Here is a 14,520-nt window from a genome sequence, read left to right on the forward strand (position 1 = left end):
CACCGGCCGAGCCCTCGCCCGCCGGTCCCACGAGAGCACCGCGTGGGTGCGATGTCCCCTATCTGTGTGTCCGGTCCCGATTGTGGGTGCCTGAGATCGAGCGGAGCGGTGGCAGAAATCTCGGGCATCCACATGAGGATGCAGGCCGGTGCACAGTTGGGGGCACCGCACCCGTCCCCTACCTGTTCGGGTGTATGCACGGTCGGTCGACCTGTTCGTGGTGTCCGGTACCGCCGATACGGTGCCCTCCATGAACGATGTGCAGAGTCGATTGATCGCGGCTGTGACCGCCTCGTCCCCGCATGCAACGGTGACGGCAGTGACGGGGTGGCCGGCCATGAAGCTGGCGTACGCGGCCGGATGGGCCGCGCGACGCAGAGCGCGGCGAGTGCTGCCACGGCCGACTGTGCGAGGGGCCATTGTCGTTGCCGCCGGCGTCGTCGTAGTGGCGATGTGCGGTTGGTGGACATGGCGACGGCCCGCGGTTCAATCACTCTCGCCCGTACTCGCAGAGCTGACAGTGGTCGTCGCACTGACTGCGTTCGTGTGGGTCGCCCTGGCGATCAGCGCAGCGGTACTCACTCGGCTCGGAGGGGTGCCAGTGCGGTTTTGCGCGGTCGGCGAGGACACCGAGACCGTCGCCGTACGAGTGGGCCACGGGTGCCTCATGATGGAGGGGTGGGCGTATCTCGATTCGTCTCGGCCTGGATCGTCGCCTCGTCCACATGTGGCTGCGCAGCGAGTGTTGGCCTTCGCCGAGACGGAGGGTCTGCGGGTGCATGCGGCGGTGGCCACATCGGCGTCGGCATTGTTGAAGCTCTACACCGCGCACGGATTCCGGGAAGTCGCACCGCAGGGGGTTCCGTGGGCGGCTCGGATGCCGCACATGCTCGGAGTGCGGGTGGTTCATCTGGTGCGTCCGGTGTCGTCTGCGGCGCTCGGGCGGTAGAGTTCGCAGTGCGTTCGAGCGGTGCCGTGTGGGCCCTCCGCCGAACGTCGATCACGTGCACCCTCACCGACTCGCCGCGCGTCTGCGCGGGGTCGGTTCGACGAGAAAGGCCCACACTCACCATGACTGTCACCCCGTTGGACAAGGACGCGGTCCGCGCGGCCGCCGAAGCGGCGATCAACGATCGCATCGCGAAGGTCGACGCGATCGCCGAAGCGCAGCAGAAAGTCGTCGAGGCCGAAGCCGACGACGCGAAAGCGCGCGCGGCCGCCGATGCAGCGATCAAGGAAGCTCAGGCCGCCAAGCGCGCGTCGGCCAAGTCCGTGCAGAAAGCCAAGGACGCGGTCACTGCCGCGTTGCGCGGCGCACTCAACGGCGGCTGGACGGCGCACCAGCTGAGGGAGATGGGGTTGACGGTGCCGACGTCGATCATCGCGTCCCCGAAGCCGGCATCGTCCGGGTCGAGCCAGAAGAAGCGACCGGTCCGCATCGGCGTTGCCAGCACCTCCACACCGGAAGACAAGCCCGGTGCGGGCGAGTCCACCGACGAGTCCACTCCCCCGAACACCGATGCAGCACCGAACACCGCGACACCGTCCGTGCCGCAGGAGTTCGCTGACGCCGGTCAGGGTGCACAGTGAACGCCCTCGGCGCGCTCGGCGTCGTCGTCTCGAACACGGTCGGGCCGGACCCGTCGACGTTCGCAGCGTCGATCGCCTACGCCGACAGTGCCGGCGACCCGGGCGACGCAGTCGCCTACGGCGAGTTCTTCACCTTGCTCGACGCAACTCAGTTCGTCGTCACCCAGGCCTGGGTGCTCGCGATCACCCGGGAACGCGAGTACCTCGCCGCAACGATCGTGCGCGGCGGCCCTATCGACCCCGGACTGGAAATGCTCACGGCCGCCGGGACGGCGACGGAGATCTCCGACGCCGTCGGGGAATTGCTGATGGATCAGGCGGGTGCACGATGACCGGTGACTACCGTGAGACGGCCTTGAGCGAAACCGACGTTCTTGAGCTCGACATTCTCTCGCTGCTGCAGAGCCCGGAGGCGAACGAAGCGTTCGAGACCTACTCCTCGATCATCACCGCGCAAACCGCACCGCGGTTCGCGAACCTGTTGCGGATGATCAACCGTCTCGCCGCCGGCGCAGACTTCATCGCCGCCGTCGACGCCGAAGTGTTCGCGGCCGTCCGCTCCCCCGTCGACATATCGCGGTTGGAGAAGTTCGGAGTGTTCGCGACGTCGGACCCGGTTCTCAAACTCACTGCCGTGCAGACGCTCCACACGATCCACGACGCCGAGACAGCGACGGGCGTCGACGGGAGCGCAGTCGCCGGTGTCGAGCCTGAGAAACGTTAGGTGATGGTCGGTAGGTCGGTTCGGTGCCGGAACCGTTAGGTATCGGTGGGGCGTCCGAGCTCGCGCGGTTCGAGAGCTACATCGTGCGCGGACCGCACGATGGCTCGTGCGCGATGTGGGTCGGAGCGATCGCCGACGACGGGTACGGCCGGTTCTGGTTGATGCGTGGTGGCCGGCAACGGGTGGTGCGCCCGCACCGGTATGCGTTGGCCCGCGCTCTCGGTGTCCCGTTGACCGACGATGTGACGGCATTGCACCTGTGCGACAACCCGATCTGTGTCCGGGTCACCCTCGACCTGCACGCTGCAGGGATCGGGGTCGGGGTGCGTCACGTCGTCGATGGGACGCAGTCGCAGAACCTGCTCGACATGGGAGCCAAGGGCCGCGGGGGTGGCCGACGACAGCCGGGGCTTTGGTACGGGCCCGATCGGGTCGCGAGGGCGGCGCGGTCCCGGCGACTGCGCGAGGCCGTACGCGGCGGGTGAGACGAGGACGCGGTGCGTGCTGCGGTGCTCGATTCGACGGCACCGACGCTGTTCTGACCCCGCACGTGGACGGTGCGCGGCCGTTGCACCACCGACTGTGTCGGTGGGTGGGTGTGTACTGGCTGGCAACTGGTCGCACATGCCGAAGCGCCTGCGCGAGTGGACGACACGATAAGAAGAGGGGGTGGGTTCGATGGTTGTGTATCTCATGGCCGCTGCGGTGCTGGCGTATGTGGTGTTGCGTTCGGGTCAGCGGGCGGACGGCACGTGGAAGTTCGCGCCGCTGCGCGCGACGGGCATGCTCGCCGGCGGTGTATTCCGGATCGCGGTATTCGTGGCGGTATTCGTATTCGCGATCACGCTCGGTGCGTTGTTCAGCACTGCTCGAAGTACGTTCTGAGAATCGCGCGGCACATTGCTCAGGCTGTAGTCACGCGTGTTCGGTTCCGGTCGCGCCGCGACGGAAGGTGTTGAGCCGGCCGAACGCTGCGCGTTGCGCGATACCGAGTTCAACCATGTAGTCGAACAGGTCCGCTTCGGGTGCCTCTTCGGCCGCCTGAGTAAGCCGCTGGCCCGCGATGTGGAAGCTGCGCCGGTAGGACTGGGACAGGACGTTGTCGGCGTAGTGCACGGCCGCGACGGAGTGTGCGCCCGCGGTGACAATGCCCATGAGGCGTTTGCGTAGGGGGGCGTCTTTGGCTCCATCTGCTCCGGATCGGATCAGTGCGCCGGTGACGGATGCGAAGTCGTGAGGTTGCCGGGCGGTAATGAGGTCGACGATGTGGGCGTACATGCGTGCGTGTGCGGGATCCTCGAAGTCCGCCGGGGTGAGCGTGCTGGTGATCCGCTCGACGTCCGTTCCGTCCGTGGACTGGTTGCGCACGTCCATCAGGGCGCACAGGAGCATCGCTTCGGGGTCGGTGGCCGGGTCGTAACCAGGTTCGACGGTGGCCTCGAGGTCCTCGACGGGCGCGAGGTCCGCGCGTGCCTGCGTGGCGTCGTCGCCGGGTGCGGGGACTGCTCGGAGTGCGTTCATCGCGGATGCCTCGGTTCGTGTGGTGTCGGGTCAGAGGTCGTACTGGCTGAGGGTGAACGCCAGTACGTGGCGTATCGCTTCGATGGTGCTGGGGTGTCGTCGGCTGCGGTCACGACGCGGCCCGCTCGACGTCACGCTGCTCGGGGTCCGGGTGCGTGGAGTCGTACTCTGCGGCGAGTTCGGCGTCGATCTGACGGTCGATGTAGTCGGGGTCCGGTGTATAGACGGGTACGAGGTGCATGGGTGGTCTCTCTCCTGTGTCGGTGGGTGTCAGGCTGCGGTGAGCTTTTTCAGGGCGTCGATCCGGAACCCGCTCCAGTGGGTGTCTTCGTCGACGTACACGACGGGAGTCTGTCGATAGCCGAGCTCTTCGGTGATGAAGCGGTACGCGGCGAGATCCTCGGTGACGTCGACGGTTCGATAGTTCACCTTCTTGTTGTCGAGCATTGTTTTGGTTGCGCTGCAGGGGTCGCATTCCGGTTTCGTGTAGACGGTGATGGACATATCTATCTCCTTTCGAGAATTGTTCTGTTGGCTTCTATTCTACGGCAATAGCGACGCTTATGCCAGACTTATTCGACGCACAATATCCGTTATTTGTGTTGTTGCAGTTGCTTTTTCGCAGTTTATTGGCGCATCTTAATTCCATCGAATCGGGCTATTGTCATAGTTATCGACCCCTTTATGTACTTTCCTTACCCTGCGTTCTTTTCGCTTCCGGTTGGCGCGAAGAAGAGACGGCGGTGGACGGTGTTCGACGGTCAATGCCTGGCCGGTGCGAGTGTTCGCCGGGGAGCGCAGCGAGTGCGGGTTGGGCGAACAGTCGTGCGGGGCCCTGTGGGCCGGAGTCAGGGGTTGATCCGGGAGAGCCCGGGTGACGCATTCTCGTTGCGCAGCCAGACGGACCGACAAAGAACCCCGTTCTCTCTTTCGGGACTGCGTTCACGTGTGGGTTTGGCTGTTCATGCTGGTCGGTAGTGTTCTTAGGTATGGAGCGCTCGCGGGTCGAACATGCCTTGTCCAAAGCTGTGGTGAAGGGATCGCCTGCACCCTCGGATATGGCGCTCGATGCGATCGTGTCGGGCATTGCGGTCGACGACACGCGCCCGCCGGCCAACGACGTCGATGTGGTGTGGCCGGCCGAGACGACGTCCCTCTGAGCGCTGTTTCGCTCTCTGCCACTCCCCTGCCCTCACTGCCGGCCGCCCGCTGCTCTGCCACCGGTGTGGGTGCTGGGCGTTCGTCGGTGTGAGGGCTCGATGCCCGAAGCACCGGCCCCGCGCCCGCGAGCCGAGCTGCCGGGCGTGGCCACCTCGATCCGGTGGCCACGCTCGGCGGCGTCTCAGATGTAGCTCTGCACCCTGCCGATGTGGGTTGCGACGTAGTCGGGCGTGATGGCGTGGCTGATCCCCTTGACCTCGGCTGGGGGCATGCCGGCTCGTACTGCACGCCTGAGCAGTGTGGTGAAGCTGGGGAGGGTGATGTTGGCGCGTTCTGCGGTGCGCTCGGCTGCGTCGAGTGCGATGTTGGCGGCTGCGCCGTCGCCGGTGCAGTACAGGAAGTACGCGGCGATCGTGAGGGCCTGAGCGCGGGCTGTGCCGCGTAGCGGGGCGGCGATTCGGGTGAAGGCGTCGGCGGCGTCTGCGTCGCCGTGCACGGCCATCGAGAGGAAGGCGTCTCGGACTTCGGCGTGGCCGGTCGCCAGTACCAGCCCGATACGGGCGGTGAGGTCTGCGCTGGGGATCTCGCGGGCGTGGATGACGGCTGCGAGCTCGTCGAACGTGACGGGCAGGAAGTCGGTGGCCATCGTGGTTGCAGCGGCGAGCGCGAGGGATTCGGGGATCTCTGCGGTGGGGGTGAATCGGGCTTCGATGTCGGCGCGTGATCCGGCGATGACGCGGCCGTTTACGGTGCGGGCGGTCGCGAGGGTGGTGGACGCGGGATCGGGCACGGTGCCGTCTGTGAAGTTGTCGAGGTCGGTGAAAGCCGTTCCAGCGGTGAGGCTGTAGGTGTGCAGTGCGCGGGTGGTGGTGATGCCGTGTGCGGTGAACGCGTCGCGGATGGCGTCGAGGCCGATCAGGGCTGCTCCTGCATGGGTGGCGTCTGCGATAGCGGCGAGGATGACGGCGGTGACGGGTGCGCCGTCGACGCTCTGGCGCGCGAGGCCGTCCGCGGTCTGCACGGCGGCTGCCTCGGCCTGGTCGGCGTCGACGCGGCCGATGGCGGCGATGAGGTGTGCGCCTTGCCCGTTGTCGGCCAGGGCAATGACGACGACGGAGCTGTCGGGGGTGTGGCCGAGCATGGCGGGGATCGCGGCGAGGGTGTCGGCGGCGGTGGTGAGGGAGACGCTGCGTTGGGTCATGGTGATGCCTTCCGGGAGTGTGTTCGGGTTGGGTTGGGGTGGAGCGGTTTTCAGTGGCGGAGCTGGCGGCGGGCGGTGCGTCGGTCGCGGCGTGCGCTGGCACGTTTGACGACCCGGCGCATCTTCGGCTTGCCCTGGCGGTGGACGATGATGTCGATCTCGTCGGCGGTGGTTGCGTGTTTTGCTCGCATGGTGACCTGTTCCTCTCGACTTGCGGCCGGACCTGCTGCCCTGCCAACTTCTTTGTGCCGTGGTGGCTGGGGAGAGAAGTCAACGCACGAGGCCGGAGTGTCAAGGGTCGGGCCGGAAAGTTTTCAGCCGAAGGCGTCGTTGAAAAGTTTTCGGAGCCCGTGGGCCGGAGCCTGCGACGCCGGCGGTTGATGCGGAGGTCACGGGTGATGAATGCTCGGAGAAGCCACCTACGTCACAAAGAAATTGATTCTTTTGGCTCTTTTGAGTGCGGAGCGCAGCGGAGTTCGATTCGGTGCGGCCCGTAGGGGTGCGTGTGGCCCGCCAGGGCCTGCTTGGGAGTCGGCCCGGTTTCTGGTGGTGGGACGCACGACGCCGCCGGAGCGTTTGCTCTACGGCGGCGTCATGTGGGGTACGGCTGTGAAGGTGATTGTGCGGGAGCGACGGAGGGTGACCGGGCTCGGTGTCGCGGTAGCGCTGGTGTTGATGGTGGGTCAGTGGTTGCTTTCGGCGCTCATCGGTCGGTGTTGTTGGGTGTGCCCTCGTCGCGGTTGTCTCTGCGTTTGTCCATGGCTGCCAGCGCGCGTCGGGGTGAGATGACCTCGACCCAGACAAGGACTGCGGTGCCGCCGACGACGACTATTGCTGCGATCGCGAGCAGGAAGGTGGTGAGACTGACGGGCATCTGGGGTTCGATTCCGGGCCCGGCGGGGTTGTCATCACTTGAGGAGCCGGGCCATATGAGCAGGATAAGTAGTCCGAGTACTGCTACGAACCCGATGGTTGATAGCGCGACGAACTGGATTCGCTTGGTTCTGTTCACTGTTGTTCTCCCCCGATTGTCGTTTCGTACTGCCTCGATGCTTTCAGATGCGTCTGACATTCTTCGTCCGACGTGGTGACGTCGAGCATCTTCCGTACAGATTTAACGTAGTCGGTTAATTGTGCTGGGGCAACCTTTTTGCGTAGTTGGTAATATCGGTTGTATGGGACTGCGCGGTAGGCCGAAGTCGGCGGATCCGATTCGGGATCGGGTTGTGCCGGTGCGTTTTACCGAGTCCGAGCACGGAGAGGTGTCGCGCGCGGCGGCGGCCGAGGGCGTTGCGTTGAGTGCGTTTCTGCAGAAGCGAGGTGTTGCGGCTGCGAGGCGTGCCCTCAAGCGTGAGTCCGGTTCGACGGAGCTTTGAGTGTGGCCTAGTTGACGCGGCCGAAGAACCACCAGGTGAGGTCTGCTGAGCGGTCAGGTGGTGGCGGGTACGAGGGTGTCGGGTTTGACGAGGTAGGGGTAGACGCCGGGGCCTGGTGTGTCGTTTTCGACGAGGACGAGGCCTCCGTCTTGGATTTCGCGGATGACGACGATGCCGGGTGCGCCGGGTGCGAGGTGGTAGCGGTCGCCGATGTTCACGGTTTCTCCTGTGCTGCTGTGGTGGTGTGTGTTGATTGTCGGTGCTCGAGGTCGGTTCGGACGGCCACCGGGGTGGTGGTGTCGGTCATGTGATGGGTGTGACCGCGTCGGCAGGGACCCATTGCCGGTCGAGGTCGAGTCGCCCCATCTTGTTGCCCGTGGGTATCGAAAACTTAACGCTCGCAAGCCAATCCCCGACGCTGGTCCGTGCCCATGCGAACAAAGTTCCTTCGACAATGGTGTCCATTGCGAGCCCTTCGGCTCTCACTTTTAGAGGTGTGGTGTCGCGGAATCGTCCGCCTCCGGATCGTCCGATGGCGAGCGCGATATTCACGTGCACCGATTTGGGTGGGTCCACGATTCGGCGGGTGGGTGGCTCGAAGGTGGTGGGCCAGGCGTCGAAGATGCCGGCCTCGTTGTCGGTGGTCATTGCGCGACGGCGACGGGTCGGTGGCCGGCGAGGTCGTCGGCGGGTGTGGGTGTCCAGCGCAGGCCTTGTTCGCCGAAGGTGGGGGCGGTGAGGGTGTAGCGGCCGGTGCGGTCTGGTGTTCCGCGGCCGTGGACGGTGGTTTCGAGGGTGATCGACCGGATTCGGCCTCTGCCCTGCTCGATACCGCCGTAGCCGCAGACGGTGGAGGCGATTGTGAGATCGGTACCGGGCATGTGCCCGTCCGTCAGGATCAGCACACTGCCGTGCCGCCGGTTGCGCGCGAGCAAAGCCCTTGCGCGCGTGGGTGGTACGTCGCGGCCGTGCACGGTCGTCACGACCAAATCGACCCCGTCGAGACAAATGCTGGCGGCGTCGAGAGGATCAGTTTTTCCAGGATCCACAAGATGCACCTTTGCGAGATCCCCGCCGTGTTCGTGGACGGCGAGCAGGCTCAGGCGGGGTTGGCCGATGAGGGCGACGTGGTGCCCGGCCGCGGAGGCCTCCGCGACGAGGGCGATGAGCATGGATCCGGCGCCGGTGACGGTGACGGCGGTTCCGCGGGCCAGGGCTCGGCGTGGGAGCAGTGCGGCGAGCGGTGGGGGTACGGGCATGGTGCGGAGGGTGCGGAGGGTTTTGCCGCGCACAGCGGCGACAGCGGGTTCCGGATCGCCGTCGACGATCGAAGTCGTGGGTTCGGGCCGGTCGAGCGGGACGGCGGTCGGGAGGTCGGCGGGTGCGTGGTCGCGTCGACCCGGCACGGTGGCCATCCGGCGGCGTAGGACGTCGAGCTGGGTGGCTTTGTCGAGTCCGGTGAGGTTTTCGATCGCGTCGACGGTGGCCATGTGATCGACCTTTTGCCGTACCGGTAGGAACTACCGCCAGAGTATCGAACGGGTGTTCGACTGTCGAATGCGCTGGTGAGGTCGGTCAGCGGGGAACGGCGAGGCCGTCGAGGTCGGCCGCGGTGAATGTCCAGGCGAGGTGCCGATGTAGACCCAGGGTGCGTTTGACCTGGTCGAGAGCGTGAAGAACGGTCGGGTGGTCGGGGTCGTGGCCTTCGTCTCGGATGGCGGCTCGTTCGTCGTGGTCCATACCTGCTTGGACGCGGCCGGGCTCAAGTTGGTTCCGGCAACAGTCATTCGTGTGAATGACTGGACGAGCGCGGAGCCGGCCGAATGGGACGGGTGGTGGCCCCGCCCGGTGTGGGCGGGGCCGTCCGGCCTAGAGCTTGAGCGGTTCGATCGGTTCGTCGGTGCGGTGCTTGCCGAGTAGGCATTCCCAGGTGCGGGTGTCGAGCTGCTCGGGTGTGACCCACTGCCCGCACATCGTGGCGTGGTGCACGTCCGCGTGCAGGCCTCCAAGGTTGTGGGTGGCGCTCGTTGCGCCGCGGTTGAGGGCGGCGGATGCGATGGCGGAGAGGCGATCTGGAAGCATGGCGAGATCCTTTCGAGGTTCGGATGAGACGCAGCGATCGGACATGACGAGGGTGGACTGTCAAACCACGTCTTGGGAGCTTGCGACCGTGGTTTTACTGGACGGGGTCCCCGGCATGTCAGACTCGGGCGACTCGTACGACCCCCTTGGTGACCCATATGGGGCGACACCGGAGGCGGCGAGGTAGTGCAGTGGACGCCCACTCCCCCGCATGACCGCCCCCGACCCCCGGCCTTTCAGTTGTGCCGCCGGTCTTCCTCGAGACCACGGAGGCGATCGAGTTCGGCTCGCTGCAACGAGATCTCTTCGCGCAGGTCAGTGGCGATCGTCTTCTGTTCGTCGATGCGTTCTGTGTAGTCGCGGCGCAGCTCGGCTTCACGTTTGGTGGCGTCGGTGCGCTGCTGGGCGAGTGCTGCTGCGCTGGTGCGGTTGTCGTCCTGGTGGGTGGTGCGTTCGGCGGCGAGATCGGCACGCAACCTTTTTGCTTCGGCGCGCAGCTCGACCAGCTCGTCCTCGCGGCGGCGATCCTTCTCGTCGTAGCGGTCGATCGACTCGCGGTGACTGGTGTTGAGTGAGGCCACGATGGTGTCGTGGGTGTCCTGCAGGGCACCGATTTCGGCGCGTTGGCGTGCGTCGAGCTCGTCGAGTTCGACGCGGTGCGCGGCCTTCTGCTCCTCGACCTGGGCACGGGCCCGCTCAGCCGCGCCTTCTGCTTCTTCGGTCCGCTCCCATGCGTCGGCGGCATCGCCGCGGAGCTCGTCGTTTTCGGCGTCGAGGGCGTCGGCGCGGACGGTCGCGGCGTGCGCCGCTGCTTCGGCGGCGGCCGCGCGCTCCTCGGCGGCGGAGACGGTGCGTGCGGTTTCGGCGCGCATCAGCTCGAGACGCTGATCGAGAGCTTTCGGGTCCGAGACGGTCCCGATCGCGGATTCGACCCGTTGAACCAGGGCGGTGATCTGTTCGGCCTGCGTGGCCAGCGCCGGGAGGACGGCAGCGAGGGACGCGACGGCGAGCTCGGGAGTCGCAGTGTCGGCCTCGTCGACGCCGGCGACCGCAGCGGCGGACTTTCCGGCCTTCTCCGCTGCTCTGGCTCGGTGTGCCCGCACACGGTCGGACGCGCTGGCGTGGATGCGGGGTCGGCCTGGCTTGCGGGGCGGTTCGGCTGCGGTCATGACTGAACTCTACCATTTCGTTTCATATCATTACGTTTCATTTCATTACGTTGCGGTAACAGAATGGGAGACAAAAAAGGGGGTCCCGGCCCCGTGATGGGACCGGGACCCCGGAGGGCTGGTGCTCAGTGGGTGCACCAGAAGGACCCGACCGGGATTGCCGCGCCCGGCTGCCCGGCGCACCACCGGCAGGTGGTGTCGTGCTCGATGCGTCCGAGCACTCCTTCGGCTTCCTCGATGAGGATGGGCAGCTCTGCTGCGCTGGCGAGCGCGAGCGCTTCGGTGGCCCACCGGGCCGCGCGCGGATCTTCGGCGGGGAGCTGAGCGGCTGTGCCGATGAGATCGGTGATGATCTGGTGATCGTTGAGTAGTTCGTAGTTGTTGTTCATGACTGGACACCTTCCAAAGGTTCGGATGAGACGTCCTGGACTGACAGGTTGAGGGTGGACTGTCAACCCCGAAGAGGGAGCTTGCGACCGTGGGTTGATTGGACGGGCCCCCGGCATGTCAGGCTTGGGCGACTCGTACGACCAAAATGGTGACCCATATGGGGCGGCCCCGGAGGGGACGTGCGGACGCGTTCACGCGGGCCGAATACTGTTGCATTGCAACGGCTGCGGCTATCGCAATTCCTTTTCGATGCGAGAGCTGTCTTGCTTTCTCGGTGCCTGTGAGACCGACTGCCGGAAATCGAATACGGCTCGATAGCGGCTCGAATTACCGTGTCGATGAAGAAAGCGGATATCGACGCTGGTTACCCTTGTACAGGCGAATGCGATTGCGCATTGCGAATGTGTCGATGAAAGGTTCTGCGGCTGTGGCCAAACGAGTGACAACCCAATTGGTGGACGATATCGACGGGTCGGTCATCGACGACGAGTCCGGCGAGACGATCGAGTTCGCGATCAACGGCGTCGAGTACTCGATCGACCTGAAAGCGAAGAACGCCACCGAGTTTCACAAAAAGCTCGACTACTACGTCGGGCATGCGACGCGGGTCGGTGGCCGTAAGCGTAAGCCCTCCCCCGCTGCCGCGTCGACCGCGACAGTGGCCGGCGGATCGGTCAAGCGTGATCCGGAGCAGACGCGGGCGATCCGACAGTGGGCGTTCGACCAGGGTTACGAGATCAGCGAGCGTGGCCGGATTCCGGCCGATATCGAAGAGGCGTACAACGCCGCACACTGACGGGCGGTGAGCCGCCCGCCTCGACCTGAGCGGGGCCGGTGGTGGTGCGCCGAGCGGGGGAGCTCGAGGGCGGCGGAGCCCCCTCGACCGGGGTCGGGGACGGGGCCACCGGTGGCGGGCACCGTCGAGGTACCCGCCACCGTGCCCGATTCCTACTCGGTGGGTGCGGTGAGCTGGTCGTACGCCTGTTCGGGGGTGAGCGTTCCCGCTGCGGACTGCTCGACCACGGTCAGCACGTGGCCGTGCTGGTCGAGGAAGCCCAGGTAGTTGTCCTGGTTACCCCAGGACGTGCGCCGCCAGGAGTCGTTGCCCTTGCCACTCACTCGTGCTTCGTAGGCGGCGAGGATCTGCGCGAGCAGGATCACCTGCGCGCGGGTTTCGCTGGCCTTGTCGATCGTGGCGGCGAGTGCTCGACGCGCGGCCTTGTCCGCGACACCGGGGTATCCGGCGCTGGGGCTGGTGTCGGCGGGCACGGTGACACCGAGCAGCTCTGCGAGGTACTGCGGCGCTTTGTTCTCGGTCAACAGTCCCGGCTCGTCGACGAGCGTTTCGGTGATCCACTTCCCTGCACCCTTCGGCAGGGTCTTGCGGGTGAGAAACTTGCTCAGCCATTCCTTGCGGACGATCGTCGCGGCGGCGCTGGCCTTGTTCAGCGCGACGGTGCGCCGCCGAGCGGCCTTCTCGGCCTCCTTGGCCGCGAGCGCTGCCTGCGCGGCTTTCTTCTCGCGTGCCTTCCTCTCGGCTGCGGCCTGATCGTCGGCCTCGTCGGGTTCGCTCGACGCTGCGGCCAGGATCGGCCCCAGTTTCACACCGGCGGCGTCGGGGTCGGCGGTGAAGTACTCCGGCACCCACACCTGTGCGACCGTGACGTCCTTGTGGTGGTGGAATCCCTCGGCAGCGACGGCTTTCGGGGCTCCTTCGGTCGCCCAGTCGATCGACTCGGACTCAATCACCTCGCCGGTCGCGGTGACGGTGATCTGCTCATCGGCAGTCAGCCACACCGCCCAGTGCTCGGCTGCGCCGTCGATGACGGCTTCGGTGATCGGGTCTCCGTCTGCGGTTACCAAGTCCTCAGCGGCGACGTAGGGGCTGTCGAAGTCGGGTTCGTCTGCGAGGACGGTCAGGCCCTTGGCCGCATACGGCGTACCTGCTTCGGCGCGGGCCTTGCGCTCGGCGCGGTCCGCGATCAACTCCTGTGCGACGGAGCGGAACCGTGATCCGGCGTTGAGCAGGTCCTCGACTGCATCGTCGTCGCCGTCGGCGTCGAACACTGCGACCACCGCCGCCTGCTCGAGGTCGAGCTGCCCGGCGTCGAGGGCAGCGATCGCTGTCTGTGACCGACCCGCTGCGGCACCGGCTTTGACGGTCTCACGCTTGACCTGCACCGATTTGGCGATCTTCGTTGCCGAGAGGCCGAGTGCGAGCATGTCGGCGAATGCCTTCGCTCGCTGGCCCTCGGTGAGAGGGGTTCGCAGATCATTGGTGACCACCTGCTTGGAGATACGTTCGATCTCCCGCTCCTTGAACGTCTCGACAGCGGTCCGGATCAGCACCGGCACGCTCTCGACCCCGGCTTCGATCGCGGCGAGGGTCCGCTGCTGGCCGTCGATGACGACCACGTTCTCACCGTCGCGGACTGCGGAGATCGCCTGTACGACTCCGTGAACGACGACGCTCGCGACAAGATCGCGGAAGTCCTGACTGTCGGTGTCGACGTGGTCGCGGACGTTGGGGCCGACGTCGAGGGTGGTGGGGTGCAGGCGGGCGAACTCCTCGCCCGCCCCCACGACCGGTGTGGTGCCGGTCGTGGGGGCTTCGGTTGCGGCGGTGGTGGTTTCGATGCTTGCGGTCATGGTGGTGTCTCTCCCTGGTAGATTCTTCGGTTGGAGACACCGGGCAGGTAAGAGCTGTCCGGTGTTTTCTTGTTTCCGGGCCGGTACGGGCCTGGGGTTACTGCAGAGCGGTGGCTACCTGGTGGTGGCCTGCGAGCCGTGCAGCGTGGATTTCGGCCTCGCTGGCTCCGTGTTCGCGTGCGGTGCACGCCCAGTACGCGGCCCGCTCGACCTGCGCGTCGACGGTGGTCGAGTTCGCATCGGTAGCGGCCCGGTTGACCTGCTCGGTGTAGGCGGTGACCTGCGCGAGCGCGTGGGTCTTGACCTGCGCCGGTACCTGACCGATCGCGGACATGATCGCGGTGTGCAGTCCCACCGTCCTCGGTCCTGTGATGGTGTCGTGCATGTCGCTACTTCCCTTCCCAACTGGTGGCCGAACCTTGTTGCCCTGCCACGTTTTTTCGCCGTTTCTGGCGTGAGGAGAGAAGTCAGCGCACAGGGCCGGAGTGTCAAGGGTCGGGCCGGAAAGTTTTCAGCCGGAGGCGTCTTTGAAAAGTTTTCGGAGCCCTTGGGCCGGAGCCTGCGACGCCGGCGGTTGATGCGGAGGTCACGGGTGATGAATGCTCGCCGGTAGCCAGAACCGGAGTGAAAAAACGTCTTTGCTCTTCCACGGTGCGG

23 protein-coding genes are annotated in these 14,520 nt (G+C 65.9%); 8 read left to right on the top strand and 15 right to left on the bottom strand.

Annotated elements, in window-relative coordinates; genetic code table 11:
* Positions 1–250: 250 nt before the first annotated feature.
* The 6 genes from AB0366_RS25085 (at position 251) to AB0366_RS25110 (ending at position 3,199) form a co-directional block, all read left to right on the top strand.
* Positions 251–949, top strand: a complete 699-nt coding sequence (locus tag AB0366_RS25085; protein ID WP_366246382.1) for a hypothetical protein — start codon at positions 251–253, stop codon at positions 947–949.
* 122 nt (positions 950–1,071) lie between these two features.
* Positions 1,072–1,590, top strand: a complete 519-nt coding sequence (locus AB0366_RS25090) for a hypothetical protein (RefSeq protein ID WP_366246383.1) — start codon at positions 1,072–1,074, stop codon at positions 1,588–1,590.
* Positions 1,587–1,922 (top strand): hypothetical protein, encoded by a 336-nt coding sequence (locus AB0366_RS25095; RefSeq protein WP_366246385.1) that lies wholly within the window; start codon positions 1,587–1,589, stop codon positions 1,920–1,922. The genes AB0366_RS25090 and AB0366_RS25095 overlap by 4 nt, the downstream gene beginning before the upstream one ends.
* Complete coding sequence (locus AB0366_RS25100) at positions 1,919–2,314, top strand: hypothetical protein (protein WP_032391709.1); 396 nt, start codon at positions 1,919–1,921, stop codon at positions 2,312–2,314. The genes AB0366_RS25095 and AB0366_RS25100 overlap by 4 nt, the downstream gene beginning before the upstream one ends.
* 23 nt (positions 2,315–2,337) lie before the next feature.
* Positions 2,338–2,799 carry a hypothetical protein gene (locus AB0366_RS25105; protein WP_366246387.1) on the top strand — a complete coding sequence of 154 codons (462 nt, stop codon included), beginning with the start codon at positions 2,338–2,340 and terminating at the stop codon, positions 2,797–2,799.
* Between the two features lie 193 nt (positions 2,800–2,992).
* Positions 2,993–3,199 carry a hypothetical protein gene (locus AB0366_RS25110; RefSeq protein WP_366246388.1) on the top strand — a complete coding sequence of 69 codons (207 nt, stop codon included), beginning with the start codon at positions 2,993–2,995 and terminating at the stop codon, positions 3,197–3,199.
* Between the two features lie 30 nt (positions 3,200–3,229).
* Here AB0366_RS25110 and AB0366_RS25115 read toward each other — a convergent pair whose 3' ends face one another.
* The 3 genes from AB0366_RS25115 to AB0366_RS25125 form a co-directional block, all read right to left on the bottom strand.
* Positions 3,230–3,835, bottom strand: a complete 606-nt coding sequence (locus AB0366_RS25115; protein ID WP_366246390.1) for a DnaB-like helicase N-terminal domain-containing protein — start codon at positions 3,833–3,835, stop codon at positions 3,230–3,232.
* A gap of 109 nt (positions 3,836–3,944) precedes the next feature.
* Entirely contained in the window at positions 3,945–4,076 is a 132-nt protein-coding gene (locus AB0366_RS25120) for a hypothetical protein (RefSeq protein ID WP_366246391.1), read from the bottom strand.
* 29 nt (positions 4,077–4,105) lie between these two features.
* Entirely contained in the window at positions 4,106–4,339 is a 234-nt protein-coding gene (locus tag AB0366_RS25125; RefSeq protein ID WP_366246392.1) for a glutaredoxin family protein, read from the bottom strand.
* Between the two features lie 485 nt (positions 4,340–4,824).
* On the opposite strand from AB0366_RS25125, the gene AB0366_RS25130 reads away from it, so the two are divergent.
* A complete protein-coding gene (locus AB0366_RS25130) occupies positions 4,825–4,995 on the top strand; it encodes a hypothetical protein (RefSeq protein ID WP_366246393.1) in 171 nt (56 codons plus the stop codon).
* A 182-nt stretch (positions 4,996–5,177) separates the two neighbouring features.
* Here AB0366_RS25130 and AB0366_RS25135 read toward each other — a convergent pair whose 3' ends face one another.
* From AB0366_RS25135 to AB0366_RS25180, 10 genes are all read right to left on the bottom strand, one after another.
* Complete coding sequence (locus AB0366_RS25135) at positions 5,178–6,197, bottom strand: DUF4192 domain-containing protein (protein ID WP_366246395.1); 1,020 nt, start codon at positions 6,195–6,197, stop codon at positions 5,178–5,180.
* Positions 6,198–6,247: 50 nt separating this feature from the next.
* Positions 6,248–6,388 carry a hypothetical protein gene (locus tag AB0366_RS25140; RefSeq protein ID WP_366246396.1) on the bottom strand — a complete coding sequence of 47 codons (141 nt, stop codon included), beginning with the start codon at positions 6,386–6,388 and terminating at the stop codon, positions 6,248–6,250.
* Positions 6,389–6,900: 512 nt separating this feature from the next.
* Complete coding sequence (locus AB0366_RS25145) at positions 6,901–7,071, bottom strand: hypothetical protein (RefSeq protein ID WP_366246397.1); 171 nt, start codon at positions 7,069–7,071, stop codon at positions 6,901–6,903.
* Between the two features lie 555 nt (positions 7,072–7,626).
* Positions 7,627–7,791 (bottom strand): hypothetical protein, encoded by a 165-nt coding sequence (locus AB0366_RS25150; protein ID WP_366246399.1) that lies wholly within the window; start codon positions 7,789–7,791, stop codon positions 7,627–7,629.
* Between the two features lie 85 nt (positions 7,792–7,876).
* Positions 7,877–8,221, bottom strand: coding sequence for a hypothetical protein (locus AB0366_RS25155; protein WP_366246400.1), 345 nt, complete (start codon positions 8,219–8,221; stop codon positions 7,877–7,879).
* Positions 8,218–9,063: a hypothetical protein gene (locus tag AB0366_RS25160; RefSeq protein ID WP_366246401.1), complete on the bottom strand. Its 846-nt coding sequence runs from the start codon at positions 9,061–9,063 to the stop codon at positions 8,218–8,220. Before AB0366_RS25160 ends, AB0366_RS25155 begins: the two co-directional genes overlap by 4 nt.
* Positions 9,064–9,148: 85 nt before the next feature.
* Positions 9,149–9,313 (bottom strand): hypothetical protein, encoded by a 165-nt coding sequence (locus AB0366_RS25165; RefSeq protein WP_366246402.1) that lies wholly within the window; start codon positions 9,311–9,313, stop codon positions 9,149–9,151.
* A gap of 129 nt (positions 9,314–9,442) precedes the next feature.
* Entirely contained in the window at positions 9,443–9,655 is a 213-nt protein-coding gene (locus tag AB0366_RS25170; protein WP_366246403.1) for a hypothetical protein, read from the bottom strand.
* 236 nt (positions 9,656–9,891) lie between these two features.
* Positions 9,892–10,824: a hypothetical protein gene (locus AB0366_RS25175; protein ID WP_366246404.1), complete on the bottom strand. Its 933-nt coding sequence runs from the start codon at positions 10,822–10,824 to the stop codon at positions 9,892–9,894.
* Positions 10,825–10,949: 125 nt separating this feature from the next.
* Positions 10,950–11,213 carry a hypothetical protein gene (locus AB0366_RS25180; RefSeq protein WP_366246405.1) on the bottom strand — a complete coding sequence of 88 codons (264 nt, stop codon included), beginning with the start codon at positions 11,211–11,213 and terminating at the stop codon, positions 10,950–10,952.
* Positions 11,214–11,641: 428 nt separating this feature from the next.
* On the opposite strand from AB0366_RS25180, the gene AB0366_RS25185 reads away from it, so the two are divergent.
* Positions 11,642–12,010 carry an Lsr2 family protein gene (locus AB0366_RS25185; protein ID WP_032391721.1) on the top strand — a complete coding sequence of 123 codons (369 nt, stop codon included), beginning with the start codon at positions 11,642–11,644 and terminating at the stop codon, positions 12,008–12,010.
* Between the two features lie 152 nt (positions 12,011–12,162).
* Here AB0366_RS25185 and AB0366_RS25190 read toward each other — a convergent pair whose 3' ends face one another.
* Both AB0366_RS25190 and AB0366_RS25195 read right to left on the bottom strand, forming a co-directional pair.
* Entirely contained in the window at positions 12,163–13,863 is a 1,701-nt protein-coding gene (locus tag AB0366_RS25190) for a ParB N-terminal domain-containing protein (protein ID WP_366246406.1), read from the bottom strand.
* A gap of 97 nt (positions 13,864–13,960) precedes the next feature.
* Positions 13,961–14,248 carry a hypothetical protein gene (locus tag AB0366_RS25195; protein ID WP_366246407.1) on the bottom strand — a complete coding sequence of 96 codons (288 nt, stop codon included), beginning with the start codon at positions 14,246–14,248 and terminating at the stop codon, positions 13,961–13,963.
* Between the last annotated feature and the right edge of the window lie 272 nt (positions 14,249–14,520).

The organism is Rhodococcus sp. NPDC076796 (assembly GCF_040702765.1).
Classification (GTDB): domain Bacteria; phylum Actinomycetota; class Actinomycetes; order Mycobacteriales; family Mycobacteriaceae; genus Rhodococcoides.